At 63.0% G+C, this 23,454-nt stretch carries 23 protein-coding genes and 1 riboswitch; of the genes, 11 read left to right on the top strand and 12 right to left on the bottom strand.

Features of this window, described 5'->3' with window-relative positions:
• Window positions 1-3: 3 nt before the first annotated feature.
• Together ACZ5J0_RS13055 and ACZ5J0_RS13050 are read right to left on the bottom strand one after the other, a co-directional pair.
• The gene (locus ACZ5J0_RS13055; RefSeq protein WP_142938487.1) at window positions 4-735 is read right to left on the bottom strand and encodes a DUF1003 domain-containing protein; all 732 of its coding nucleotides are present in this window, start codon (window positions 733-735) and stop codon (window positions 4-6) included.
• Window positions 716-1,999: a magnesium transporter MgtE N-terminal domain-containing protein gene (locus ACZ5J0_RS13050; RefSeq protein ID WP_142938488.1), complete on the bottom strand. Its 1,284-nt coding sequence runs from the start codon at window positions 1,997-1,999 to the stop codon at window positions 716-718. Before ACZ5J0_RS13050 ends, ACZ5J0_RS13055 begins: the two co-directional genes overlap by 20 nt.
• Before the next feature lie 76 nt (window positions 2,000-2,075).
• On the opposite strand from ACZ5J0_RS13050, the gene ACZ5J0_RS13045 reads away from it, so the two are divergent.
• Complete coding sequence (locus tag ACZ5J0_RS13045) at window positions 2,076-2,912, top strand: YflT domain-containing protein (RefSeq protein WP_464093260.1); 837 nt, start codon at window positions 2,076-2,078, stop codon at window positions 2,910-2,912.
• Window positions 2,913-3,037: 125 nt separating this feature from the next.
• On the opposite strand, the gene ACZ5J0_RS13040 is transcribed toward ACZ5J0_RS13045, so the two are convergent.
• A complete protein-coding gene (locus ACZ5J0_RS13040; protein WP_142938489.1) occupies window positions 3,038-4,612 on the bottom strand; it encodes an aminopeptidase P family protein in 1,575 nt (524 codons plus the stop codon).
• An 80-nt stretch (window positions 4,613-4,692) separates the two neighbouring features.
• Here ACZ5J0_RS13040 and ACZ5J0_RS13035 point away from each other — a divergent pair, with 80 nt between their 5' ends.
• Together ACZ5J0_RS13035 and ACZ5J0_RS13030 are read left to right on the top strand one after the other, a co-directional pair.
• Window positions 4,693-5,538 (top strand): PHP domain-containing protein, encoded by an 846-nt coding sequence (locus ACZ5J0_RS13035; protein ID WP_142938490.1) that lies wholly within the window; start codon window positions 4,693-4,695, stop codon window positions 5,536-5,538.
• 31 nt (window positions 5,539-5,569) lie between these two features.
• Window positions 5,570-6,178 carry a MarC family protein gene (locus tag ACZ5J0_RS13030; protein WP_142938491.1) on the top strand — a complete coding sequence of 203 codons (609 nt, stop codon included), beginning with the start codon at window positions 5,570-5,572 and terminating at the stop codon, window positions 6,176-6,178.
• On the opposite strand, the gene ACZ5J0_RS13025 is transcribed toward ACZ5J0_RS13030, so the two are convergent.
• From ACZ5J0_RS13025 to ACZ5J0_RS13010, 4 genes are all read right to left on the bottom strand, one after another.
• A complete protein-coding gene (locus ACZ5J0_RS13025) occupies window positions 6,151-7,065 on the bottom strand; it encodes a DNA-methyltransferase (protein ID WP_464093259.1) in 915 nt (304 codons plus the stop codon). The genes ACZ5J0_RS13030 and ACZ5J0_RS13025 overlap by 28 nt on opposite strands.
• Window positions 7,066-7,073: 8 nt before the next feature.
• On the bottom strand, window positions 7,074-8,786 hold the full coding sequence (locus ACZ5J0_RS13020; protein WP_142938493.1) for a DEAD/DEAH box helicase: 1,713 nt from the start codon (window positions 8,784-8,786) through the stop codon (window positions 7,074-7,076).
• Between the two features lie 277 nt (window positions 8,787-9,063).
• Window positions 9,064-10,548, bottom strand: a complete 1,485-nt coding sequence (locus ACZ5J0_RS13015) for an RNB domain-containing ribonuclease (RefSeq protein WP_464093258.1) — start codon at window positions 10,546-10,548, stop codon at window positions 9,064-9,066.
• A gap of 115 nt (window positions 10,549-10,663) precedes the next feature.
• Window positions 10,664-11,623, bottom strand: coding sequence for a TM2 domain-containing protein (locus ACZ5J0_RS13010; RefSeq protein ID WP_464093257.1), 960 nt, complete (start codon window positions 11,621-11,623; stop codon window positions 10,664-10,666).
• Window positions 11,624-11,779: 156 nt separating this feature from the next.
• Between ACZ5J0_RS13010 and ACZ5J0_RS13005 the strand changes: the two genes are divergently transcribed.
• Window positions 11,780-12,448, top strand: a complete 669-nt coding sequence (locus tag ACZ5J0_RS13005) for a ferritin-like fold-containing protein (protein ID WP_166840064.1) — start codon at window positions 11,780-11,782, stop codon at window positions 12,446-12,448.
• 22 nt (window positions 12,449-12,470) lie between these two features.
• On the opposite strand, the gene thiE is transcribed toward ACZ5J0_RS13005, so the two are convergent.
• Window positions 12,471-13,148, bottom strand: a complete 678-nt coding sequence (thiE, locus tag ACZ5J0_RS13000) for a thiamine phosphate synthase (RefSeq protein WP_223940573.1) — start codon at window positions 13,146-13,148, stop codon at window positions 12,471-12,473.
• Window positions 13,149-13,175: 27 nt separating this feature from the next.
• A riboswitch (TPP riboswitch) is annotated at window positions 13,176-13,294 on the top strand.
• On the opposite strand from thiE, the gene thiO reads away from it, so the two are divergent.
• The 3 genes from thiO (at window position 13,287) to ACZ5J0_RS12985 (ending at window position 15,592) form a co-directional block, all read left to right on the top strand.
• Window positions 13,287-14,555, top strand: a complete 1,269-nt coding sequence (thiO, locus tag ACZ5J0_RS12995) for a glycine oxidase ThiO (RefSeq protein WP_142938498.1) — start codon at window positions 13,287-13,289, stop codon at window positions 14,553-14,555. (Overlaps the previous riboswitch by 8 nt.)
• Entirely contained in the window at window positions 14,552-14,788 is a 237-nt protein-coding gene (gene thiS, locus ACZ5J0_RS12990) for a sulfur carrier protein ThiS (protein WP_011775416.1), read from the top strand. Before thiO ends, thiS begins: the two co-directional genes overlap by 4 nt.
• A 3-nt stretch (window positions 14,789-14,791) precedes the next feature.
• Window positions 14,792-15,592: a thiazole synthase gene (locus ACZ5J0_RS12985; RefSeq protein WP_166840067.1), complete on the top strand. Its 801-nt coding sequence runs from the start codon at window positions 14,792-14,794 to the stop codon at window positions 15,590-15,592.
• Window positions 15,593-15,744: 152 nt separating this feature from the next.
• Here the strand turns inward: ACZ5J0_RS12985 and ACZ5J0_RS12980 are convergent, their stop codons facing one another.
• The 3 genes from ACZ5J0_RS12980 to ACZ5J0_RS12970 are packed head-to-tail and all read right to left on the bottom strand — an operon-like array spanning window position 15,745 to window position 17,094.
• Window positions 15,745-16,047 carry a hypothetical protein gene (locus ACZ5J0_RS12980; protein WP_011775413.1) on the bottom strand — a complete coding sequence of 101 codons (303 nt, stop codon included), beginning with the start codon at window positions 16,045-16,047 and terminating at the stop codon, window positions 15,745-15,747.
• 37 nt (window positions 16,048-16,084) lie between these two features.
• Window positions 16,085-16,309, bottom strand: a complete 225-nt coding sequence (locus ACZ5J0_RS12975) for a DUF3107 domain-containing protein (RefSeq protein WP_142938500.1) — start codon at window positions 16,307-16,309, stop codon at window positions 16,085-16,087.
• 50 nt (window positions 16,310-16,359) lie between these two features.
• Window positions 16,360-17,094, bottom strand: a complete 735-nt coding sequence (locus ACZ5J0_RS12970) for a TetR/AcrR family transcriptional regulator (RefSeq protein ID WP_166840884.1) — start codon at window positions 17,092-17,094, stop codon at window positions 16,360-16,362.
• 6 nt (window positions 17,095-17,100) lie between these two features.
• Here ACZ5J0_RS12970 and moeB point away from each other — a divergent pair, with 6 nt between their 5' ends.
• Window positions 17,101-18,303 (top strand): molybdopterin-synthase adenylyltransferase MoeB, encoded by a 1,203-nt coding sequence (gene moeB / locus ACZ5J0_RS12965; protein ID WP_464093256.1) that lies wholly within the window; start codon window positions 17,101-17,103, stop codon window positions 18,301-18,303.
• 38 nt (window positions 18,304-18,341) lie between these two features.
• Complete coding sequence (locus tag ACZ5J0_RS12960) at window positions 18,342-19,331, top strand: SDR family NAD(P)-dependent oxidoreductase (protein ID WP_464093255.1); 990 nt, start codon at window positions 18,342-18,344, stop codon at window positions 19,329-19,331.
• A gap of 14 nt (window positions 19,332-19,345) precedes the next feature.
• On the opposite strand, the gene ACZ5J0_RS12955 is transcribed toward ACZ5J0_RS12960, so the two are convergent.
• Window positions 19,346-20,665, bottom strand: coding sequence for a glutamyl-tRNA reductase (locus ACZ5J0_RS12955; protein ID WP_223940569.1), 1,320 nt, complete (start codon window positions 20,663-20,665; stop codon window positions 19,346-19,348).
• A gap of 158 nt (window positions 20,666-20,823) precedes the next feature.
• Here ACZ5J0_RS12955 and hemE point away from each other — a divergent pair, with 158 nt between their 5' ends.
• Window positions 20,824-21,939 carry a uroporphyrinogen decarboxylase gene (gene hemE, locus ACZ5J0_RS12950; protein ID WP_464093254.1) on the top strand — a complete coding sequence of 372 codons (1,116 nt, stop codon included), beginning with the start codon at window positions 20,824-20,826 and terminating at the stop codon, window positions 21,937-21,939.
• Between the two features lie 5 nt (window positions 21,940-21,944).
• The gene (gene hemG / locus ACZ5J0_RS12945; protein ID WP_464093253.1) at window positions 21,945-23,447 is read left to right on the top strand and encodes a protoporphyrinogen oxidase; all 1,503 of its coding nucleotides are present in this window, start codon (window positions 21,945-21,947) and stop codon (window positions 23,445-23,447) included.
• Window positions 23,448-23,454 lie beyond the last annotated feature (7 nt).

Below are 23,454 nucleotides of genomic sequence, written 5' to 3'. Positions count from 1 at the left end.
TGGTCAGGCTCGGCTTTCAGGGTTTTCAGGCGATGGTTTGGTGGTTGAATGCTGCGGACCTGCGGCCCGAGGGGCGCGGACTCGGGGAATCTGCTGGGTGCGGGGCCCGCGCGATTTGTCCCGCTTGTCCTTCAGCTTCTCCTTGACCCTCTCGCCGGGTGATTCAGTGCCGTCAGCGGCGGCATCGCCCTCGCGAAGTTCCTCTTGGGCATCAATGATGTCTTCAAGCAGGCTTCGGAGTTCGGTCCGGACATAGTCACGGGTGGCCACTTCACGCAAGGCAATGCGGAGCGAGGCCAATTCCCGTGTCAGGTACTCGGTGTCGGAGAGATTGCGTTCGGCCCGCTGGCGGTCCTGCTGGAGCGAGACGCGGTCGCGGTCGTCCTGCCGGTTTTGGGCCAGCAGCAGGAGCGGCGCGGCGTAGGAGGCCTGCAGCGAAAGCATCAGCGTCAGCAGGGTGAAGCCCAGCTCCATGCGGTCGAACTGCCAGTCCGTGGGAGCGAAGGAGTTCCACGCAAGCCAGAACACACAGAAAACCGTCATGTAAACCAGGAACGTAGGCGTGCCCATGAACCGGGCGAAACCCTCCGTAGCGTTTCCAAAAGCGTCCGGGTTCGGCGAGAACTTGGGCAGGATGCGTTGACGTCCGCTCAGGGGCGTGTCGAGGCTGCTGCTTGAGCGTCCCGTGGACTTGGTGGATCGGGTGGCGTTGTTATCAGCCAATGCGGCCTCCAAGTTTCCTTATAGGGGCGTCGTCCTCGTGGGCGCGCCAGTCATCCGGCAACAGGTGATCCAGCACGTCATCAACAGTCACCGCCCCCACAAGGCGGCCGTCGTCGTCCACGACTGGAAGTGAATTCAGGTTGTACGTCGCCAGGGTCCGGGCCACTTCGGAGATGTGGGCTTGGTCCGAGAGCGGCTCCAGGTTTTTATCGACCAGGTTGCCCAGCGGTTCCGGCGGAGGGAAACGCAGGAGCTGCTGTATATGCACCACGCCCAGGAAACGACCAGTGGGGGTCTCCAAAGGGGGACGAGCGATGAAGATGGAGGAGGCCAGCGCAGGCGAGAGTTCCTCGCGTCGGACGTGGGCAAGGGCTTCAGCGACAGTGGCTTCCGGCGGAAGGATGACCGGGACAGGCGTCATGAGACCACCGGCGGTGTCTTCGTCGTATTCGAGGAGGCGGCGGACGTCCTCGGCCTCCTGGGGTTCCATGAGCTGAAGCAGCTCTTCCGCCTGGGCGGAGGGAAGCTCGGCCAGGAGGTCGGCAGCGTCGTCAGGATCCATCTCTTCGAGGACGTCAGCGGCGCGTTCGACATCCAGGGCGGAGAGGATCTCCACCTGGTCATCTTCCGGGAGTTCCTGGAGGACATCTGCCAGGCGTTCATCCTGAAGCTCACTGGCCACTTCAAAACGCCGTTTGTCGCTCATTTCCTGCAGTGCTTCAGCGAAGTCGGCAGGTTTGAGGTCTTCGTGGGTGGCAACGAACTGCGTTGCGGCCTGTGGCTCGTTGTGGCCGCCGGTCTGGGCATCGGCCCAATCGATGATCAGTGTCTCGTTGCGGCGGAGCCTGCCGAAGGGCGAGAGAGAATGGCCACGACGGACGAACAGCTTGCTGACAAACCAGTCCTTGGACCTGTGCTGGTCCATGGCGATGTCCTCGATCGTTGCGTCTCCACTGCCATCGGCCAGCGTCACGCGGCGGTCGAACATCTCAGCCACCACCAGAGTTTCGGCACCGCGCTGCTCGAAGCGCCGCAAGTTCACCAGTCCGGTGCAGATAATTTGCGTCTGGTCGATGGACGTAATCCGCGTCATGGGAACGAAGACCCGCTTCTTGCCCGGAACTTCAACCACGATGCCCACCACATGGGGAGCGCCACGGGTGCCGCGGGAGAGCACCACGACGTCGCGCAACCGGCCAAGACGATCGCCCAGGGGGTCGAAGACGTCCAAGCCGAGCAAGCGCGCGACAAAGACGCGTGAGGGATGTGTGCTCATATTTACAGGCTACCGAGTCTGCTCTCTTTTAGCTGAATTCCAGCCGCTACACATGTCCATGAGACACAATGGGGCTATGTCAAACATTTTTGGTGGTCCCAAAGCCGTTGAGGAGTCCCGCAGCGTCCCCCAAGGGGACACCGTAGGCTCGTACACCTCGTATTTGGACGCCCAGAAGGCGGTGGACTACTTGGCGGATCAGCAGTTCCCTGTTCAGCTGGTGTCGATCGTGGGCAATGACCTCAAAATGGTGGAGCGGGTGACCGGCCGCCTGAGTTACCCGAGGGTGGCACTGTCCGGTGCCCTCAGCGGCATGTGGTTCGGCCTGTTCGTCGGCGTCATGCTGTCCTTCTTCACTCCCGCCGGGGGTCCGTTCTCTATCATCACCTCAGTTCTGATGGGTGCGGCTTTCTTCATGCTGTTCGGCATCGTCACTTATGCCACGCAACGCGGAAAGCGTGACTTCACCTCCACCAGCCAGGTGGTGGCCACCAATTACGATGTGATCGTTGCCGTGGAGGCAGCCCAGGAGGCCCGCCGACTGCTCCATCAGCTGCCGATGAACCCGTCCCAGGCTGCTACGCCGCAGGCCAGCGGCTACAACCAGCCAAGCGCCCCCTTCCAGCAGCCCGGTACGGCGCCTGAGCGGCCCACCACGTGGAATGATCCCTATGGCCAGCGCGCCCCCGAGCCCAGTGGCTCAAGTGCCCCGGAGGGACAGGACGCAGCCCCGGCGAACCAGCCGGCACCATCCCCCGCGCCGGCAGCTGTCCGGTACCCCGACCTCCCGGACGGACGTCCGCAATACGGTGTTCGGGTAAGCGACGGACAGGCTCCTGCACGGAATCATGAACAAAACGCGCCGCAGGAAGATTCACAGCAGTCCAGCTCCGAGGATTCTTCCAAGCAGTAGACGCCTCCGCAGGACAACAATTTTCCTCAGTACAGATTTTCCTCAGTACAGAAGGGAAGGCCACCGGATCCCCGGTGGCCTTCCCTTCTGTACTGTTGAGTCCCTGGGTTATTCCAGAGGCCTGGTTAGCCCTGGGCTTCCTGGTAGATGCCTGCCATCCAGGACTCGACGTCGTCGGCCTTGCGCGGCAGCGCGGCGCTGAGGTTGACGGGACCGTCGGAGGTCATGAGGATGTCGTCCTCGATGCGGACGCCGATCCCGCGGTACTCCTCGGGGATGGCGAGGTCTTCGTTCTTGAAGTACAGGCCAGGTTCGATCGTGAAGACCATGCCCTCGGTGAGGATGCCATCAAGGTAGAGCTCACGTTTTGCCTGCGCACAGTCGTGGACGTCGAGTCCCAGGTGGTGGCTGGTGCCGTGAGGCATCCAGCGACGATGCTGTTGGCCCTCGGGGGAGATTGCTTCCTCGACGGAGACGGGCAGCAGGCCCCATTCAGCCAGGCGTTCGGCCAGGACCGTAGTTGCCGCCGTGTGGATGTCCCGGAACTTCACGCCCGGTTGTGCGGCCGCGAAGCCGGCATCTGCGGCGTCGAGTACAGCTTCATACACCTTCCGCTGGACGTCGGTGAAGGTGCCGGTGGCCGGAAGCGTGCGGGTGATGTCAGCTGTGTAGAGGGAGTCCGCTTCCACTCCGGCATCGAGGAGCAGGAGTTCGCCGGCGTTGACGGTACCGGAGTTGCGGTTCCAGTGCAGCACCGTGGCGTTGTTGCCTGACGCTGCAATGGTGTCGTAGCCGAGTTCATTGCCTTCCTCGCGGGCTCGGGCAAAGAAGGCGCCTTCGACTACCCGCTCGCCGCGCTGATGGGTCAACGCGCGGGGGAGTGCGCGGACTACGTCAGCGAAGCCTTCCACCGTTGCAGCCACGGCAATCTTCATCTGCTCGATTTCCCAGTCGTCCTTGATCAGGCGCAGTTCGGACAGTGCTTCGCTGAGCTTCTCATCCAAGGCGTCCAGTTCGCCGAGGTCAAGGTTCTCGGGGTCCTTGGCCGTGTTGTAGCGGGCGGTGTCCACTAGGGCGTCAATGTTCTCGTCTGTTTTGCGGACCAGCCGAATGGAAATGCCGCCGATTTCCGGGGCGCCAACATTCTTGGTGATCGCCATTTCGAGCTCGGAGATGTGGGCCGTGGGAAGGCCGAGACGGGCTTCGAATTCGGCGAGTGTGGGCCGTGCACCGATCCAGAACTCGCCGGCGCGCGAGTCAGCGTAGAACTGTTCGGTATCCCGGCCGGCCAACGGGCGGAAGTAGAGCGTGGCAGTGTGGTGACCGCCGTCGTCGCCCTTTCCTTCGGCTACGGGCTCGAGGATCAGTACGGCGTCGGGCTCGTGGTCCAGCCCCAGCCCCGTGAGGTGGGCGAACCCGGAGTGGGGGCGGAAGCGGTAGTCGCAGTCGTTGGATCGGACCTTCAGCGGACCGGCCGGGATGACTAGACGTTCGCCTTTGAACTGTTCGGAAATAGTACGACGCCGGCGTGCGGCGTGGTCTGCAACGGCGTCACGCGCAGGGGTCACCTGCGGGGCGGGCGCCCAATTGCTGGCCATGAATGCCTTGAAGGCATCTGACGTGGGCCTTTGCGAGCGGTTGTTGACACGCTCCTGCAGTGGCTGGGAGGACGAGTTTTGGGTGTTTTCGGCATCGTTCACCGTTACATCGTCCCACCAGTTAGGTGAGGAGGCCAACGGCGCAACCCGCCAAGCGGGCCCGCATCCCATAGGCTGGGAAAGTGAGGATAGACCTGCATGCGCACTCGAATGTTTCCGATGGAACCGAGACACCGGCCGGGGTGATCATTTCCGCCGTCTCGGCCGGTCTGGATGCCGTGGCCCTGACAGACCACGATTCCACAGATGGCTGGGAGCCTGCCGCTGCCGCCGCACGGGAGCATGGCATTGCATTCGTACCCGGGATGGAGATCTCCTGCCGTACGGAGCAGGGAATCAGCGTCCACTTGCTCAGTTACCTCCACGACCCCGCCCATGCCGGCCTGCTGGAGGAAATTACCAAGTCCAAGGATGCCCGGCTCACCCGTGCCGAGCATATGGTCACTTTGCTGTCCGAGGATTATCCATTGACCTGGGACGACGTGATCCACCATGTTGCACCCGGTGCCACGGTGGGCCGCCCCCACATTGCCGATGCTTTGGTGGCCGCCGGCGTGGTGGCGGATCGAACGGAAGCGTTCACTTCCATCCTCACCTCCCACTCGCGGTATTTCGTGCAGCACTATGCGCCCAACCCGGCTTTCGCCGTCGAGCTTGTCCGCGCGGCTGGCGGCGTGCCCGTCTTCGCCCATCCGGTGGCTTCATCGAGAGGACGGATCGTGGGGGAGCGTACTTACCGGGACATGATTGATGCCGGACTGTTGGGACTTGAGGTTGAACACCGGGACAACCCGGAGGAGGGCCGCGCTTTCCTCCGTGGCCTGGCGGTCGAACACGGCTTGCTCATGACAGGATCTTCCGACTATCACGGGGCAGGCAAACCCAATCTCTTGGGCGAGAACACCACCCCGCCCGAGGTCTTGTCCAGGATCGAGGAGCTGGCAACGGGCAGCACGGTCATCCGGTGATGCACGGGCATTCCGTGAGAGGAGTCCGCTGATGGACCTGCAGCTGCTGGCCTCCGTGATCATCACGTTGTTCGTGATCATGGATCCGCCGGGTACAGTCCCGATATTCATGTCCTTGACGGCCCAAATGTCCGCCAAGGACCGGAATCGTTCCGCGTTCCAAGCCCTCTTGGTGGCCACAGGTGTGATCGTGGTGTTCGCGATCTTCGGCCAGTCGATTCTCAACTACATGCACATCTCGCTGGCGGCGTTGCAGGGTGCCGGTGGCCTGCTCCTGGTGCTGATCGCGCTGCAGCTGCTCACAGGCTCCACCAGCGGCGAGGAAAACGCCGCCAAGTACAAGAACGTGGCGTTCGTGCCGCTGGGCACACCGCTCATGGCCGGGCCGGGCGCGATTGTTGCCGTCATGGTGTTCGTGCAGCAGTCCAGCCAGCTCGCGGAGTATCTGGCGGTGGGTCTGGGCATCGCTGTGGTGCTTGGCTCGTTGTACCTGGCGATGCGCTTCGCGGGCGTCGTTCAGCGGGTCCTCGGTGAAAACGGTGTGGAGCTGGTGACGCGGATCGCCGGCCTGCTGCTCTCAGCCATTGCCGTGCAGATGATCGCGGACGCCGTTCAGGCTTTCGTGAAAGGTGCTGCCTGATCCTGGCTGGTGTCCGGCAAGGAACCGCTCCGGCGGAAGTCTGCCTTGTTGCCCAGCCTTTTCCGCATGACGTCGATGGCTTGCTCGTTCTGGTCGACGCACACAAAGTTGCGGCCCAACTTGGCTGCCACAGCTCCGAGGGTCCCTGAACCAGCGAAGAAATCGAGGCACCAATCGCCCTCACGGCTTGATGCGGAGACAATCCTGCGTACCAGGCCCTCGGGCTTTTGGGTGGGGTAACCGGTCTTCTCGCGGCCGGTAGGCGAGACGATGGTGTGCCACCAGACATCCGTGGGCAGCTTGCCGAGCTCACGTTTGGCGGGGGTGACCAGGCCAGGTGCCATGTACGGTTCCCGGTCCACTTCGGCGTTGTCGAAGTGATACTTGGTGGGGTTCTTGACGTACACCAGAATGTTGTCGTGCTTGGTGGGCCAGCGGTTCTTGGCCCGGGCGCCGTAATCGTAGGCCCAGATGATCTCGTTGAGGAAGCATTCCCGGCCGAAGATGGCATCGAGCATGACCTTGGCGTAATGAACCTCGCGGTAATCCAGGTGCAGGTACAGTGTGCCGTCGTCGGACAGCAGCCGCCAGGCCTCCACGAGCTTGGGCTCCAGGAAGGACCAGTAGTCGCTGAAGGCGTCGTCGTAGCTGTGCAGGGCGCCCTTGATGGTGTCGTAAGAGCGGCCTTTGAAGCCGACGCGGTCGCCGTCGCCGTCCGCGTTGCGGACCATGCGGGTTTCCTGGCGGCGTTGGACCCGGCCCGTGTTGAAGGGCGGGTCCACGTAGATGAGTGTGAAGGCGCCGTCCGGCAGCGTAGGGAGGAATTCCGCGTTGTCCGCGTGCACCACCAAGTTGCCGCCGTCCGGCGCCCAAACAGATTCAGTCATTGAGGTTTTTAGGCCTCGGTGCTACCGGACTGGGCAGCTGCGGTCTCACCGGAAACCACTTCGCCGTTGCGGCGGCGCGTGCGGGTCCGGCGCGTGCGGGCCGGCTTTTCTGCGTTGTCTGCGGTGGCAGTGCGGGTTTCCGATGCACCGGCAGCGGGGGCTGTCTCACCATCAGAGGTACGACGGCGGCGCGTACGGTTGCGGCCACCCTCGCCCTTGGATCCGCTGGACTCGGCGTCGCCGGACCTACCGGAGCGTCCACGACCGCCATCACGACCGCCGTCGCGCTTGCCGTCACGTCCGCCATCGCGGCCTGAGCCGCCGGAGCGTGCATTCTTCTTGCCGGTTTCGCCGAGGTCCTCGAGGACTTCGGCGTCAACGCCGGCGAGGACGCGCTTGTTGCGCGGCAGACGACCCTTGGTGCCCTCGGGAATGTCCAGATCCGTGTACAGGTGCGGCGATGAGGAGTAGGTTTCAACGGGCTCGGGGACACTGAGTCCCAAGGCTTTGTTGATCAGGCCCCAGCGAGGCATGTCGTCCCAGTCAACAAACGTGACGGCGGTGCCCTTGTTGCCGGCGCGGCCCGTACGTCCAACGCGGTGCAGGTAGATCTTTTCGTCCTCCACGCACTGGTAGTTGATGACGTGGGTAACGTCATCGACGTCGATGCCGCGGGCTGCGACGTCGGTGGCCACCAGGACGTCAACCTTGTTGTTGCGGAACGCGCGGAGGGCCTGTTCACGGGCGCCTTGGCCGAGGTCGCCGTGAATGGCTGCAGCCGCGAAGCCGCGGTCCACGAGTTCCTCGGCAACCTTTGCGGCGGTGCGCTTGGTCTTGGTGAAGATGATGGTTCGGCCACGTCCGCGGGCCTGCAGGATGCGGGCCACAACCTCGGTCTTGTCCATGCTGTGCGCGCGGTAGATGAGCTGGCGGATGTCGCGCTTGGTCAGGCCTTCATCATTGGGGTCGGCTGCCCGGATATGGGTGGGCTGCGTCATGTAACGGCGAGCCATCGCGATCACGGGGCCGGGCATGGTTGCCGAGAAGAGGAGGGTCTGGCGGACTGCGGGGGTGCCGGCAATCAGGGTTTCCACGTCCGGGAGGAAGCCAAGGTCCAGCATTTCGTCGGCCTCGTCAAGGATGACCATTTTGACGTTCTTGAGGCTGAGGTGCTTTTGCTTGTAAAGGTCGATCAACCGGCCGGGGGTGCCGACAACGATTTCCACGCCCTTCTGCAGGGCATCAATCTGGGGTTCGTAGGCACGGCCGCCGTAGATGGTGGCGATGCGGGCGTTGCGCTTGCGTGACGCGGCCTGGAGGTCGTTGGCTACCTGCACGGCAAGCTCACGCGTGGGGACGATGACCAAGGCCTGCGGTGCGCCCGGGACAGCGAGCTTGGCGTATCCTGCATCATCCCTCCCGGCGACGCGCTGGAGGGCGGGGATGCCGAAGCCCAGCGTTTTTCCGGTACCGGTTTTGGCTTGGCCGATGATGTCGTGGCCGCTCAAGGCGACCGGCAGGGTCATGGCCTGGATCGGGAACGGGTGTGTGATTCCGGCGTCGGCCAAAGACTCAACGATGTCGGCGCGGACGTTGAAATCAGCGAACGACTTCTCTTCGATCTCGTGGGGCGTCTCATCCGAGATGATCGTTTCCTCGGGTTCGATGGATTCGGTTCCGGTGGAGTCCGTCAGGACTTCGTGGGTATGCAATTCACTCACAGGGAGTTTCCTTATTCATTTAGGCATTGGCGCTGCATGCTCAACGGGGCGGTAGAGCCGTACCGGAGCACGAACGGGCGCGCAAGCAAATCCAGTGGAAGCCGATCGCGGGCTATCTAAGTACTGGCACTGGTGACCAGTTGGTACATCTCAAGATCGCGTAGGGGCGGGCTTGTTGAGTTCAAAAATTAACTGAATCAACGACCGGGCATCCATTACTACACGCCCAGTCTATCCTCTGAGGGCCGGAAAGCCCGGATCGCCGCATGAACGCCGGTCAGGGCAGCAGCTCGAACCTGATTTCCCGGCTGGCAATGTCGGCCTTGAGCAACCGCACCCGGACTGTGGTTCCGGACTCCATTTCTCCGTCACACCGGGCGGTAACCGCGGGGTCTGCTATCTGTATGACGCCGAAGGGCCCGTTGCCGTTGCTGCTGCCGTTGCCGTTCTTTGAGCTGGATCCGTTGGAGGGTTTGGATCCGGAAATGACGACGGCGTCGAATTCCTGGCCGATGTGATTGGCCACCAAGGCTGCTTCCACGGTGTCCAGTGCGGCGCGCTCAAGGCGTCCGGCCAATTGGTCTGAGGAGGCCATGATCTCCGGCAGCGAGGGGAGTGCTTCCCGGGCCCATTGCGGGATGTCGTGGTTGTTGCTGAGTGCTTCGCAGATCACCAAGACAAAGCGATCGATGAGCCGCCGCAGGGGTGCGGTGGTGTGCGCATACGGAGCCCCGATGGCTGCTTGGATGACCTCCGCGGGCACCTCACCGTCAAAGGGTGTGTAACCGGCGCCCCTGAACAACATGCCGGCAGAGTGCAGGATGGCCAACTGTTTGGGATCGGATGCGTCCAAGGTCCGCAAATATTCGCCATAGGATACTTGGCCGTCCCAGGGCTTTCCGAGTGCAGAAGTCTGGCGCTTGAAATGGAGCAGGGATCGATCGTCAGGTGCCGGCATGGTGCGCAGTATCCCCACTTTGCCATCAAGCATCATCTGAGCTGCGGCCATACCGGTCATGAGGGATATCTGCGCGTTCCAGTCCTCAACCGGCAGCGACGGCGCAGCGACGATCCTGTACCCGCCGCCGTCGGTGGCTTGAACTATTTCCTGTTCCGGCATGTTCAGGCTTGCGCCCCCACGTTGCCGCTCCAGCTCAACGCGTTTGAGCCCTACTTCTTTGAGGAGCTGCAGAACGGGTGGGGCCGTACCGTCGTCGAGTTGCTGTTGAGCGCCCTTGTAGCTCAGTTTGGCCCTGCTGCGCACGGCAGCCCGGGCAACGGTGACCGTCTGAACTTCGGCTTTGGCATCCAAGTCAAAACGCCACACGAAAGCACTGCAATCCTGGTTGGCAAGCAGGCTGCCGGCGTTCTCGCTGATAACTTCCGGATGCAACGGGATCCGCCCGTCAGGAGCGTAGAAGGTTTGTCCGCGTTGACGCGTTTCTGCGTCCAACGCCCCACCCGGAGCCACGAAAGACGGAACATCGGCGATTGCGTAGAGGACCGTGTAACCGTTACCGGTGCGGTCGATGAACAGGGCCTGGTCCAGGTCGGTGGATGTCGCCGGATCGATAGTCACAAACGCTATGTCCCGCAGGTCCTGTTCCGGAAGCTCGAGGGCGTCTACGGCCTGCTGTGCTTCTTCCACAGCGTCTTCAGGGTATTCACCGGGGAGTTCCAGCTCTGTCCTGAGAGCGGCAAGGGCCGCGGCGAGCTGGTCCGATGAGTCGTCGACGTTGGGTGCTATCCGATGATGTGACACGAAATTCAGGTTAGCCCGAAATGGGCCGATAGTCTTGGACGCGCTAGCGAAGGAACCCGCCGTCCATGAGGGACGGCGGGTTCCTTCTTTGAGCGCGTAAGCCTGTCCGGGTGGGTTATTGACCGGCCGGAGGTGTCAGCGTGAAGGTTGCGGCCTCATCGCCATAGACATCAGTGACCACGATCTTGGTGGGGCCGTTCTTGATGTCGAACGCGATCACTCCCTGTTTGACCTCCCCCGTGGCGACGCTCCCCATCGGCAGGCTGCCCAGGTCCTCAGTGAGGAACAGCAACTCACCTTCTTTTCCGTCAGCGTCGAAGGCCTGGAAGTTCGTTGAGGAAGCGAAGCTTGTCCCCGTCAGTGTCTCCCAGGACACCTCCACCACGAGGAACCCCCCGTTGGCGGGTTTCATGTACGACATCGAGGGGATTTCGTTGGTGTAAAGAGAATCGACCACGCCCACCTTTACCTTGGTGCTGTCATCAACATCCACGGTGAAGGAGTTCGCCTCGTTGGCAGTGCCAGGCGAGGGCACCAGGGGCCCTTGACTGGCGGAAGGGAGCGGTGCAGCAGGTGTGGTTCGTCCCTGCTGGACTGCAGCGGCGAAGAGGTTGAAAGACAGCACAGTGGACACAATTCCCACGATCACACCAGCGAACCAGACGACGATGGTGATGATCCACGCCTTCTTCTTGTTCTCCAGGTAGCCTGCCAGCGGCCTGCCCTCTTTGTCCCGGGCGTTTCCTGTCAAGGTGATGATGAGGTCCACAATGGACCAGATGCCGAAGCCGCCGGCAGTGAGCAGCTTCGCGATTCCGGTACCAATCTTGCCCAGATAGAAGCGGTCCACACCCAAGCCACCCAGAAGCAGCGCCAAAATCCAGGTGGTCATGAAGGACTTGGCCGGAACCGCCCCGCCCGTAGTTCCATAAGGGCCTGAAGCCGGTCCGGGTTGGTAGCCAGGCTGTGCTCCACCTTGGAACTGGCCGCCGTAAGCATAAGGCGCGGCCGGGACCTGCGGAACTCCTGATCCGGCATCGTTTTGGGGCGCGGGCGGGTAACTCGGGTGACTCATGGAAATTCCTTCAGTGAAGTGGGTGCGAGGAGGAGGACGGGCGGTATGCAGGGCACATGGCAGTCAACTCACGTCGAGCCAGCCTAGTAGGAACGAGGCCGGAAGCAGAACGCAAACCCCGGGAATCTCATGCCCGGCCAGGGATAGGCTGGGTTCATGGGCATATCCCCGGACGCCGCAGCCTCTGCCAGGGAACTCTCAGCGGAGTTGCTTGGAGCCATGGCCTATGGCGAGCTGTCTGCTTTCGGACGGCTCTCGCTGGACTCCCGTTATGCTCCCACCCTTCATGACAGGTCAGTGCTGGCGAAGATCGCTGTGGGTGCCTACGGCAACTTCGCGCTCCTCAGCGATCGATTGGTGGAGATGGGGGTCGACCCCGAACATGCGATGCTGCCGTTCCAGCGTTCCTTCGACCATTTCCACGAGCGCACCAAACCGGGAGACTGGTTCGAATCCGTCATGAAGGCCTATGTGATCGACACTGTGTCGTCGGACTTCTACAGGGCTGTCGCGATGTTCCTTGACCCACAAACGCAGCATTTTGTTGAACGGGTGGCTTCCCCCGATCAAGCCACTGAAGTCCTTCGGGTTCTGCTGAGGAGGGCCCTGAGTGATGACCCACGCCTGGCATCGCGCCTTGCACTGTGGGGCCGCCGCCTGGTGGGAGAGGCCTTGACGCAGGCGCAACGCGTCGGCATGGAGCACCCGCGGCTGGGCCCAACGCTGAGAAGCGGAGGGGACTCGCGTGCTGAGGTGAAACGGCTGACGACGGAACTCGCCGGGAAGCATTCCCGCCGGATGACGGGCCTTGGCCTGACAGCGTAGACGCCGGCCAGCTCAGGACCGGCTAGGGCTCAACGGTGTCCAACGCCTGCAGCAGCGACTTCGCTGCCGCCGTCGGGTCTGTTGCCTCCGTGATTGCGCGCACGACGACGATGCGGCTGGCCCCCGCGGCGACTACCTGTTCAACGTTGCTGTGGTCGATGCCGCCAATGGCGAACCACGGAAGTGTCGTCACGTCGCCTGCACGTTTCTGTGCCTCTGCGGCATATGTGACCAAACCCGGACCCACAGCCGCGCGCCCGGGTTTGGTGGGCGTTGCCCAGACCGGACCCACACAGAAGTAGTCCAGTCCCAAGGGGCCTTGGGCGGTAGCAATTGCCGCGTCGATTTGTTCCGGTGTGTGGGTGGAAAGACCGATGCCGGTGACATTCGGCAGGAGTGTGCGGGCGGCCGTCAGAGGCAGGTCCTTCTGACCGATGTGGAACACGGGAGCCCCGGAAATACTGGCAACATCGGCCCGGTCGTTGACAGCCCACAGCCGTCCGTGCCGTTGTGCGACGCTCCGCAAAACGGCCAGCATTTCAAGCTCCTCGGCAGCTTCCAGCGTCTTGTCGCGGAGCTGGATGATGTCCACACCACCGGCGAAAGCGGCGTCCACAAAGTCTTCAAAATCGCCCTGCCGTTGACGGGCATCAGTGCACAAATAGAGGCGGGCAGAGGCGAGGGCGTCAGGCTGGGTCATGGAAACCAGAGTAGTTCCTCTAAACTGGGCACGTACTGCGGGAGCCGCGACATTCGTCATATGACTGTCCGGCTGAGAGGGCTTCAGCGCCGACCGCTTGACCTGATCCGGCTAGTACCGGCGTAGGGAAGGAAACCAATGGCAGATCCCCGCCATACCCCCATCCAGGCAGACGTGGCCGTCATTGGCGGCGGCATCATAGGCCTGGGCATCGCTCATGAAGCCCGGCGACTTGGCCGTTCAGTGGTGCTGATCGACCCCGCCCCGGCCTCGGGCGCAACGTTCGCCGCCGCCGGAATGCTTGCACCCGTCAGCGAACTGCATTACCAGGAGGAAGACCTCCTGGAATTGATGATTGAGTCTTCCCGGCTGTGGCCCTCCTTCGTGGACAGACTGCACTTGGGGGGAGCGGGCAGCGGATACCGCACGACGCCCACCCTCGCCGTGGGTGCCGACGCAGCCGACCGCAGGGCGCTCGCAGACCTCAGGAACGTACAGCTCGCAGCTGGCTTGGGAGTCGAACCTCTTGCCCTGCGGGACGCGAGGAACCGCGAGCCGCTCCTTAGCCCGCAGATTTCCTGCGCTTTCGACATTCCCGCCGACCACCAAGTGGATCCGCGAAAGCTCGCCGCGTGCATCCTGGCTGGATTGGCTAACCATTCGCCTGACGACGCCTCCTGGGTGCCCGGGGCCGATGACGGATTCGCCGTTCTTTCCCCGGCGCGCGGTGTGCTGCGGGATGGCGGGCGGGTCACCGGAGTGGAACTCGAATCCGGAGTCGTGGTCCTTGCCGCGGAGACTGTGGTGGCCAACGGGCTGGGGGCATCCCACGTGTCGGGGCTCCCTGAGGGACTGACCCTTCCAGTGCGGCCGGTCTATGGCGACATCCTCCGGCTTCGCGTCCCCGAAAAGCTCCGGCCCTTGGTGACGTCCACTGTTCGGGGGATGGTTCGAGGCGTTCCGGTTTACATCGTTCCCCGGGACGACGGAACCGTGGTGATCGGAGCGACGCAACGCGAAGACCGGTTGTCAGCGACTTCCAACGCAGTCTCGGCCGGCGGCGTCTATCAACTGCTGAGGGATGCCCAAACTCTGGTCCCCGCAGTGGCGGAACTGGAACTCCTTGAAGCAACTGCCCGCGCCCGCCCCGGCACTCCGGACAACGCCCCCCTGCTTGGACGGGTCAGCGGTCCCCACGGCGACATTGACGGCTTGGTGATCGCTACAGGATTCTTCCGCCACGGTGTACTCCTGACTCCCGTAGCCGCCAGGATCGTGGGCGAACTCATCAACGGATCCAAGGACCCTCGATGGGCTCCGTTCCTGCCTGATCGCTTCGCGGGCAACGCTTCAGTTCCCCAAGTACTCACACCAGCAGCACACGCTCCCACCAAGGAAACAGCATGAACATCAAACTCAATGGAACTGATCACGCAGTCTCCGATGACGCATCCGTCAGCACTCTGGTCACAGCGATCACGGGCCGCGCCTTGGACCCTCGCGGTCAAGCGGCCGACGGCGGCAAGCTGGGAGTCGCGGTCGCACGTAACTCCGAGGTGGTGCCCCGCAGCCAATGGGCCGTGACGGCGCTGGCCGACGGAGACGAACTCGAACTCGTAACAGCAGTCCAAGGAGGCTGAACCATGACAACAGCAAACATTGACGGTCGAACCACTGATGTGCTGGCGATCGACGGCGTGGAATTCGGTTCCCGACTCATCATGGGCACCGGAGGCGCGCCGAGCCTTGATGGCCTGGGATCAGCGCTCCTGGCTTCGGGGACCGAGCTCACCACCGTAGCCATGCGGCGCTACTCACCCGCCGAAACGGGATCGCTGTTCCAGCTCCTGGTGGACCACAACATCCGGGTACTTCCCAACACTGCGGGCTGCTTTACTGCCAAGGACGCCGTGATGACCGCTGAACTGGCCCGCGAAGCGCTGGAGACAGATTGGGTGAAGTTGGAAGTCATCGCCGACGAACACACGCTCCTGCCCGACGCCGTGGAACTGGTGGATGCAACGGAACAACTGGTGAACCGGGGCTTCAAGGTTTTCGCCTACACAAATGACGATCCCGTGCTCGCGCTCAGGCTCGAGAACCTGGGTGCCACCGCCGTCATGCCCTTGGGATCACCCATTGGAACCGGCCTCGGCATCCTGAACCCACACAACATTGAACTCATCGTGTCCCGGGCCTCCGTACCCGTGGTCCTCGACGCGGGAATCGGAACCGCCTCCGATGCCGCGTTGGCCATGGAGCTGGGCTGTGACGCCGTCCTGCTGGCCACCGCTGTAACCCGGGCCCAGAACCCGGTGCAGATGGGGGAGGCCTTCAAGCACGCTGTCATCGCCGGTAGGCTGGCGCTGCAGGCAGGCCGGATTCCCCGGCGGGAGCACGCGCTCGCGTCCTCGGCGATGGAAGGCCGGGCAGAGTTCCTCTGATCTGAACCTCGGAATGTGGCAGCCGGGCTCGGCGACGCATTTCAGAACGACAACCTCGGCGCACACGCGGCGTCGTGCGGGGCTTAAGTCGTGCCGGGGCTTAAACAGTAGTGACCGCCACCATGGGGTGACGGTCACTACTGTCTAAGGTTCTAAAGCCGCAGCGCCTTGGTGAGGGCCGCAGTATCGTGCTGGGTCCTGGTCCGGCCGAGAAAGAGCACCACGGCAACCGCCGCGGCAGTGCCGAGCACAATAGGCAGGACCCACGGAATCCACGTTGCGCCAGGCTGGTAGCCCAATCCGGCGCTGATGAACGCGATCCAACTCAGCGTGCCCACAGCTGCTGAGACACCGGCCGGCAGCGCGATCCCGTACTTGCCGTGCCGCTTGTCGTTAGCCCACACAATGAAACCGGTGGCAATGGTGGCCAGAACCACCACGACGAGAGAAAGCATGAAAACTCCTTAGCGGACGACGAGACGTAGGAAGACCCTAGAGAGCGCCGAAGCCGACGCGCCGGGTTTCCTCGGCGCCGATTTCCACGTAGCCCAGCACGTTGCCGGGAACAATGACCTGTCGGCCCTTGTCATCAGTGAGGCGAAGCTCGGAGCCTTTGGTCACGGCCTCAGCCACAATCTTGGCGACGGCGTCGGCATCCAGGGAGGATTCGAGCACGATCTCACGGCCAACGTTCTGAATGCCGATCTTTACTTCCACAGCAAGGCCTCCAAGCCAATCAAGTGTTAAGTCAGTCCTCTATTTGTAGCCTAGGACTCTTTGGGGAATCGACTGATTCCGCGCCAAGCTAAACGATAGATCAGATCGCTGGCCACATCGAGGTCCAGGTTTCCGTCCGTTTCGAGCCAATATCTGGCGCTGACCTGAGCCATTCCGGCCAAACCACGGCCAAGAAGCTGCGCTTCCAGAGGGGGCAGCTTGGTGTCCTCGGCAATGACACGGGCCACGGCGTCCGCGAACGTCTTGTTGAAAGTCTCCAAACGCGAACTGACATCGGCATCATTGATCAGGTCGGATTCGAACACCAGGCGATGGGCTTGGTCGTCATCGGCAATGAACCTGTAGTAGGCGCGCATGACGGCCTTGACGCGTTCCTTGTTATCCGTGGTGGAGTTCAAGGCGTTGAGCATCAGCTGCGTCAGGGTTGCAAGGTGGCTGTCCAGGAGCGCCATGTAAAGCTCGCGCTTGGAGGGAAAGTGCTGATAGAGCACTGGTTTGCTCACATGGGCGGCCTCCGCGATTTCGTCCATGGCCGCCCCGTGGAAGCCGTTGGCAACGAATACTTCCAGCGCCGCGTTCAGCAACTGTGCGCGGCGCTCGTCCCGCGGCAACCTTGGTGAACGCGTTGTACCTGCCCGTTCCTGCCTGGCCGGTGCCCCATCGTTTGCCCGTGTGCCGTCAGCCACAGTCTGCCGCCTTTCCTTCGCAGTTATGACTACTCTACCGGGGGGTAATATGACCGGGCGGCATCTGCAGGCATAGATTGGGGTATGGCCTCAATTGTTGCTGCCCACGCTACTGCGCCCGCTGTCCTCCCGCCCCTCGTTGAACCGGCCGCCGAACTTACGCCGGCCGAGGTGGAGCGGTATTCCCGGCATCTCATCATTCCTGAAATTGGCGCCCTGGGCCAACGCAGGCTCAAGAATGCCAAAGTCCTGGTCATAGGCGCCGGTGGCCTTGGTTCCCCCGCACTGCTGTACCTGGCCGCCGCCGGAGTGGGCACTCTGGGCATACTGGACGATGACGCGGTGGACCTTAGCAACCTGCAGCGGCAGGTCATCCATGGTGTGAAGGACGTGGGTACGCCCAAGGTCGAATCCGCACGTAACGCCATCGCAGAACTCAACCCCTTGGTCAACGTTGTCCTGCACAATGTCCGCCTTGACGCTTCCAATGCGCTGGATCTGTTTGCGCAGTATGACCTCATCCTGGACGGCGCTGACAACTTTGCAACGCGGTATCTGGTGAACGACGCCGCTGCCATCCTCGGCAAGCCCTATGTCTGGGGATCCATCTTCCGCTTTGACGGCCAGGTGAGCGTCTTCTGGGCGGACCACGGGCCCTCGTACAGGGATCTCTACCCGGAAGCGCCTCCCGCCGGCTCGGTGCCGTCCTGTGGCGAGGGTGGCGTGTTCGGCATGCTCTGCGCAGCGGTTGGATCGCTCATGGTCACCGAGGCCGTGAAGCTGATTACCGGCGTCGGGCGTTCATTGCTGGGCCGGGTGGCACTTTTTGATGCTTTGGGCGGAAACTGGCGCGAGATCAAGGTCTCCAAGGATCCGGAAGCCGAACCCATTACGGAATTGACAGACTACGAGGCCTTCTGTGGAGTAACGCCGCCGGCGGCCACGGACCAGGAGCACACTGTTTCCGCCAAAGACCTGGCCGCTATGCTTGCCGAACGGGAGTTGGGGGAGCGGGACTTCGAACTCGTGGATGTCCGCGAGTCGGGCGAGCACAGCATCGTGAGCATCGACGGCTCTATCCTGATTCCGCAGGGACGCATACTCTCCGGCGAAGCGTGGGTGCAGCTGCCGCAGGACAGGGACATCGTGTTCCACTGCAAGGCCGGGACTCGATCGGCTGCTGTCCTTGAAGCGGCGCAAAAGGCCGGCTACACGCGCGTCAGCCATCTCGACGGCGGTATTCTCGCCTGGGTGCGCGATGTGGAACCGGAGAAGCCCATTTACTGATCGTTGCCCGTTCAGGCCTTTGTCTGTAAAGCTCAACCATGAGCGAAGATCTGGCAGAGACCCTGCAACACCCTCTTGGTTCCGGTTTTGGGCACGGTTCCACCGCCCGGGAGGTCATCGATGGAATCGACCTCGCCGGAAAGGCGGCTATCGTTACCGGCGGATACTCCGGGCTCGGCCTGGAGACAGTTCGGGCGCTGGTTTCAGCCGGCGCGGAAGTCACAGTCCCGGCTCGCAGGACCGAACACGCGAAGGAAGTGCTGGCTGGCGCCGGTCTCGGTGACACGGTCACGGTGGAAGAGATGGACCTGGCAGACCAGGACAGCGTTAAAGCATTCGCCCAGCGATACATGGCCGGGCACGGTTCGTTGGAGATCCTCATCAACAACGCGGCCATCATGGCAAGCCCGGAACAACACGTGGGACCGGGCTGGGAAGCCCAGTTCGCCACCAACCACCTGGGGCACTTCACTCTGGTCAACGCCCTCTGGCCTGCCCTGTCGGCATCCGGCAACGCCCGCGTAGTTTCCTTATCCTCCACCGGCCACAAGCTGTCCCCGATCCGGTTCGAGGACATCAATTTCGCTACCGGCTACGACAAATGGCGGGCCTATGGTCAGGCCAAGACGGCCAATTCACTTTTTGCCGTGGAACTTGACCGGCGGGGACGGGAATTCGGCGTGCGGTCTTTCGCGGTGCATCCAGGGGGCATCATGACTGAGCTGCAACGGCATTTGCCCAAGGAAGAGATGGTGGCCGCAGGCTGGATGGACGGCGAGGGAAATCTCCGGGAAGGATTCAAGACGCCGGAACAGGGCGCAGCAACCTCGGTTTGGGCGGCGACGTCACCGGCTTTGGCAGGCAAAGGCGGGGTTTACTGCGAGGACTGCGACATCGCCAATCCCACCGACAAAGATTCACCCCTCGCCCGCTACCAAGGTGTGGACGCGCACGCTATCGACAAAGCAGAAGCAGGGAAACTGTGGGACCTGTCCGCCGAGCTGACAGGTATCAACGCTTTCGCGTAAGTGGCGAGGTGGCCTCAGGCGCTTTCGGAGCGGAGTTGCCCGTGATCCACCGGGCACTCCGCGGCCGGGGCGGCTTGGGGCTTCTCCACTTCGATGCCGTAGAGGGCTTCCAGAGCGGCAACATACTCTTCCTGTTGGCCGTTGGCTGCCAGTTCGCGTGCCCTGACCGTGGGAATGTGCAGGAGCTGCTTGACCATCCGGCGAAGGGCGAACTCAACCTCTTCGGCGGCGGCGGTGCAACCATGCCGTGCCCGGACTTTTTCCATTTCCGCGTCAAGGACGTTCATGGTGTGGCGGCGCAGCGCCACAATGGCAGTGTCCACGGAGCGGGCTTCGCGTTCGGACTCGAAAGAGGTGGCGGCGCCGTTGACTATTGCGCTGGCCTGGGAAAGTGACTCTGCCTGCTCCTGAGGCGCAGCCAGCCGTACGGATTCAAGCGTCAGGAGCTCAACGCCATCGAGTTCGCCCACTGCGGGGTCGAAGTCGTGGGTGAGGGCGAGGTCGATAGCGATCAAGGGTTTGCCCGAGTGGGCCCGGACGCGGGCAAGATCGGCGGCCTCCACTCTGTTGTCAGAGCCGCTGCAGCCAATCATGACGTCAGCTGCGGCAACAGCAGCGGGAAGAGTGTCGGCGTCGAGCGCTGTTCCGCCGCGGGTGGCTACAAAGCCTTCGGCGCGGCCGGAAGAAGAGTAAACGGAGACGTCTGTGCAGCCGCGCTCCCGCAGAAGCGACATGGTTGCGCCGGCGTAGGCACCGGTTCCGAAGACCACAACCTTTTTGCGGGACCAATCGTCGTTTTCGGCGAGGTCGGTGGCAAGGTCCAATGCGACGGAAACGATCGAGAGCCCGCGCGAGCCGAGGGCTGTCTGCGCGCCGACATCCTTGGCCGTTTTGGAGGCCGCCTGGAACAAGCGCACAAGGCCGGAGCTGGCGGTGCCTTCCTGCTGTGCTGTGATCAGCGCCCGGCGAACCTGGCCTGCGATCTCGCGCTCACCTACCACGGCTGAATCCAGGCCGGCGCTCACAGCAAACAGGTGCCGTGTGACGTCCGGACCGGTGTTTGTGGCGAAGGAGCGTGAGACGAGTTGCTCGTTGAGGCCGCTGAGTTCGCTGATCTGGGAGACAAGGGCCGAACGAGCCGCCTCAAGGTCAGCTCCGTTGGCTGTTTCTCCGTAAATTTCGTAGCGGTTGCACGTGGCCAGGACAACGGCTCCGGAAACCAGGGAGGAGTCTGTCAGGGCTGCCGAGGCAAGCTCAGAGGAACCGTTGCTCAACTGAGCGACAGTTTCGAGGTCGATGTCGGCGTGTGTAGCCACCAATGAGAAAAGAACCACAGCACCCCAATCATAGCTTTTTCGTAGCCCGGTAGAACAATGCAGCACCGTGGTGATCCCCACGAAGGCCAGTGATCCCCGACACAACGGCCCGGGCCGGGCGCGACGTGACAGCTTGTCGTTATCTTTTGCCCCGGATTTTCGGCACAATCGAAGGCATGACTTCTAGCGCGGCAGCATCCAACAGTACGGCTTCCAACGCCCCGGCGGGAACCCTCGGCGCCAACCACCCGCTCAACGACGGCCGTACCTCGGACTCGCCGTTGATCACTGCCTACCGCGGTGGCACGCCGTCCCGCAGGCCTGTATGGTTCATGCGCCAGGCGGGTCGTTCCCTGCCTGAGTATCTGAAGGTCCGCCAAGGCGTTGCCATGCTGGACTCTTGCCTGCGGCCTGAACTGGCCGCCGAGATCACCCTGCAGCCGGTTCGCCGCCACGACGTTGACGCCGCCATTTTCTTCTCGGACATCGTTATTCCTTTGAAGCTCGCCGGTGTGGGCGTGGACATCGTCCCCGGCGTAGGACCCGTGTTGGACAAGCCGGTGCGAACGGCAGCTGATGTGGCCGCCCTTCCCACCCTGACGTGGGAAGCCCTCGAGCCGATCCGCGAAGCCGTCCGCCTGACGGTTGCCGAACTCGGAAAGACCCCGCTGATCGGCTTCGCCGGTGCGCCATTCACCCTGGCCGCCTACATGGTTGAAGGGAAGCCCTCCCGTGATCACCTCGGGCCCCGGACCATGATGCACGCCGATCCCGAGACGTGGGCGGCGCTGGCCAACTGGGCTGCCGATACCTCCGGAATGTTCCTTCAGGCCCAACTTGAGGCAGGCGCTTCGGCGGCGCAGCTCTTCGATTCCTGGGCCGGATCCCTTGGCCTGGCTGACTACACCAAGTACGTGGCGCCGGCATCCACCCGGGCGCTTAACCACGTCCGTGGACTCGGGGCGCCGTTGATCCACTTTGGAACCGGCACTTCCGAGCTTCTGGTTGCCATGCGCGACGTCGGCGTAGACGTCGTAGGTGTGGACTACCGGCTGCCCTTGGACGAAGCCAACCGACGCCTGGGTGGAACTGTGCCGCTTCAAGGCAACATCGACCCCGCTCTTCTGTCCGCCCCGTGGGAGGTCCTTGAAGCCCACGTCCGGGAGGTCATCGCTGCTGGTTCCCACGCCCCGGGCCATGTGCTGAACCTTGGTCATGGAGTTCCTCCCGAAACAGACCCCACCGTTCTGACGCGCGTTGTGGAGCTCATCCACTCCATCCCTGCGGAGTAGGCGCTATGCGCGCGGGGCATGCGACGTCCACGTCGGAGCCGATACCAGCAGCTGCACGGCCAACTGCCGTGGTAGTTGGCGGCGGCATCTCAGGCCTGATCGCTGCGCGGGAGCTTGCCGCGGCCGGGTCAGCGGTTACTGTCCTCGAGGCGACCACCGCATGGGGAGGCTGCGTGGGAAGCCATGTTGTTGCCGGGCTGCGCCTGGACAGCGGGGCGGAGTCGTTTGCCACACGGTCCACGGCCGTCGCCGACCTCGCGCGTGAGTTGGGCCTGGCGGACCATATAGTTGCTCCCCATCCCGGAGGTGCCTGGGTGCAGCTTCCGGACGGCCCGCAGGAGCTTCCCAAAACCGGAGTACTCGGTATTCCCGCGAATCCCTGGGACCCTGAGGTTCGACGATCCCTGGGTCTCCTCGGAGCCATCAGAGCCTCGTTTGACCGCTGGCTCCCGGCATCTGTCGGTACGTCCGCGGAGGTCACCAGTGTTGCCGCTCTGGTTGGTACCCGTATGGGCAAAAGGGTTCTGGAGCGGCTTGTTTCGCCGGTGGTAGGCGGCGTTCATTCCGCTGACCCTGCCCTTTTGGACGTGGATATGGTGGCCCCGGGCCTGCGCGCCGGAATCCGCTCTCATGGCTCACTTGCTGCTGCTGTCGCAGCTCAACGCAAAGGGGCCAAGGACGCCCCGTCTTCATCCTCCGGGGCGTCGTCCGGAACGGCAAAAGCGGGTTCCGCCGTGGCCGGCCTGAAGGGTGGAATGAACACTCTGGTGGACGCCCTCGTCGCTGACCTGCAGGAGCGGGGGGTTCAGTTGCTCGCCGGTCGGCGTGCCGAGGACGTTGTGAAAACTGAAGAGGGTTGGCGGGTCACCGCTGAAAGTTCCACCTACGACGCCGGCCGCCTGGTGGTTGCGCTTGACGGCCCGGCCGCCGTCAGGTTGCTGGAGAAGTCCTTGCCTGTGCTGTCCGGCCTCCGTCCGGCTCCAGGACCCCTGGTAAGCCTGGTGACCTTGGTGGTGGACCTGCCGCAACTTGATGGCAGGCCCAGGGGGACCGGAATCCTGGTTGCACCCGAAACCCCGGGGATCAAGGCCAAAGCCCTCACCCATGCAACGGCGAAGTGGGATTGGTTGGCTGACGAAGCCGGTCCGGGCACCCACGTCCTGCGCCTGTCCTATGGTCGGCGTGAAGTGGCAGGCGGCGGCGCGGACGTTGTCATGGACGATGAGTCGCTCCTTACCGCCGCCGTGGCAGATGCTTCCGCGCTGCTGACGGTTCCGGTATCCAAGGCGGACATCGTGGATTGGGATGTGGTGCGCTGGGCTGGCGCCCTGCCGTTCGCCGCCGTCGGTCATAAACAGCGCGTGGCGGAGGTTCGTCAGGTGTGCGCCGCTGCCGATCGTCTTGCCTTGGTGGGTGGCTGGTTGGCCGGAAATGGCCTGGCCGCGGTGGTGGCCGATACGCGTGCACAACTGGCCGTTGCGGCCGCAGGCGATTCCTCTCATTTGTGATTTGCAT

It is taken from the genome of Arthrobacter sp. DualSoilB13, assembly GCF_055389195.1.
The sequence above is the reverse complement of the archived record's forward strand: the minus strand, read 5'-3'. Positions and strand labels throughout refer to the sequence as shown.

What these genes read in the sequence shown, in the direction of transcription:
- ACZ5J0_RS13050 (WP_142938488.1), bottom strand. Translation starts at nt 1,999, where the DNA reads ATGAGCACACATCCCTCACGCGTCTTTGTCGCGCGCTTGCTCGGCTTG.
- ACZ5J0_RS13045 (WP_464093260.1), top strand. Translation starts at nt 2,076, where the DNA reads ATGTCAAACATTTTTGGTGGTCCCAAAGCCGTTGAGGAGTCCCGCAGC.
- ACZ5J0_RS13030 (WP_142938491.1), top strand. Translation starts at nt 5,570, where the DNA reads ATGGACCTGCAGCTGCTGGCCTCCGTGATCATCACGTTGTTCGTGATC.
- ACZ5J0_RS13025 (WP_464093259.1), bottom strand. Translation starts at nt 7,065, where the DNA reads ATGACTGAATCTGTTTGGGCGCCGGACGGCGGCAACTTGGTGGTGCAC.
- ACZ5J0_RS13010 (WP_464093257.1), bottom strand. Translation starts at nt 11,623, where the DNA reads ATGAGTCACCCGAGTTACCCGCCCGCGCCCCAAAACGATGCCGGATCA.
- ACZ5J0_RS13005 (WP_166840064.1), top strand. Translation starts at nt 11,780, where the DNA reads ATGGGCATATCCCCGGACGCCGCAGCCTCTGCCAGGGAACTCTCAGCG.
- thiE (WP_223940573.1), bottom strand. Translation starts at nt 13,148, where the DNA reads ATGACCCAGCCTGACGCCCTCGCCTCTGCCCGCCTCTATTTGTGCACT.
- thiO (WP_142938498.1), top strand. Translation starts at nt 13,287, where the DNA reads ATGGCAGATCCCCGCCATACCCCCATCCAGGCAGACGTGGCCGTCATT.
- thiS (WP_011775416.1), top strand. Translation starts at nt 14,552, where the DNA reads ATGAACATCAAACTCAATGGAACTGATCACGCAGTCTCCGATGACGCA.
- ACZ5J0_RS12985 (WP_166840067.1), top strand. Translation starts at nt 14,792, where the DNA reads ATGACAACAGCAAACATTGACGGTCGAACCACTGATGTGCTGGCGATC.
- ACZ5J0_RS12980 (WP_011775413.1), bottom strand. Translation starts at nt 16,047, where the DNA reads ATGCTTTCTCTCGTCGTGGTGGTTCTGGCCACCATTGCCACCGGTTTC.
- moeB (WP_464093256.1), top strand. Translation starts at nt 17,101, where the DNA reads ATGGCCTCAATTGTTGCTGCCCACGCTACTGCGCCCGCTGTCCTCCCG.
- ACZ5J0_RS12960 (WP_464093255.1), top strand. Translation starts at nt 18,342, where the DNA reads ATGAGCGAAGATCTGGCAGAGACCCTGCAACACCCTCTTGGTTCCGGT.
- hemE (WP_464093254.1), top strand. Translation starts at nt 20,824, where the DNA reads ATGACTTCTAGCGCGGCAGCATCCAACAGTACGGCTTCCAACGCCCCG.
- hemG (WP_464093253.1), top strand. Translation starts at nt 21,945, where the DNA reads ATGCGCGCGGGGCATGCGACGTCCACGTCGGAGCCGATACCAGCAGCT.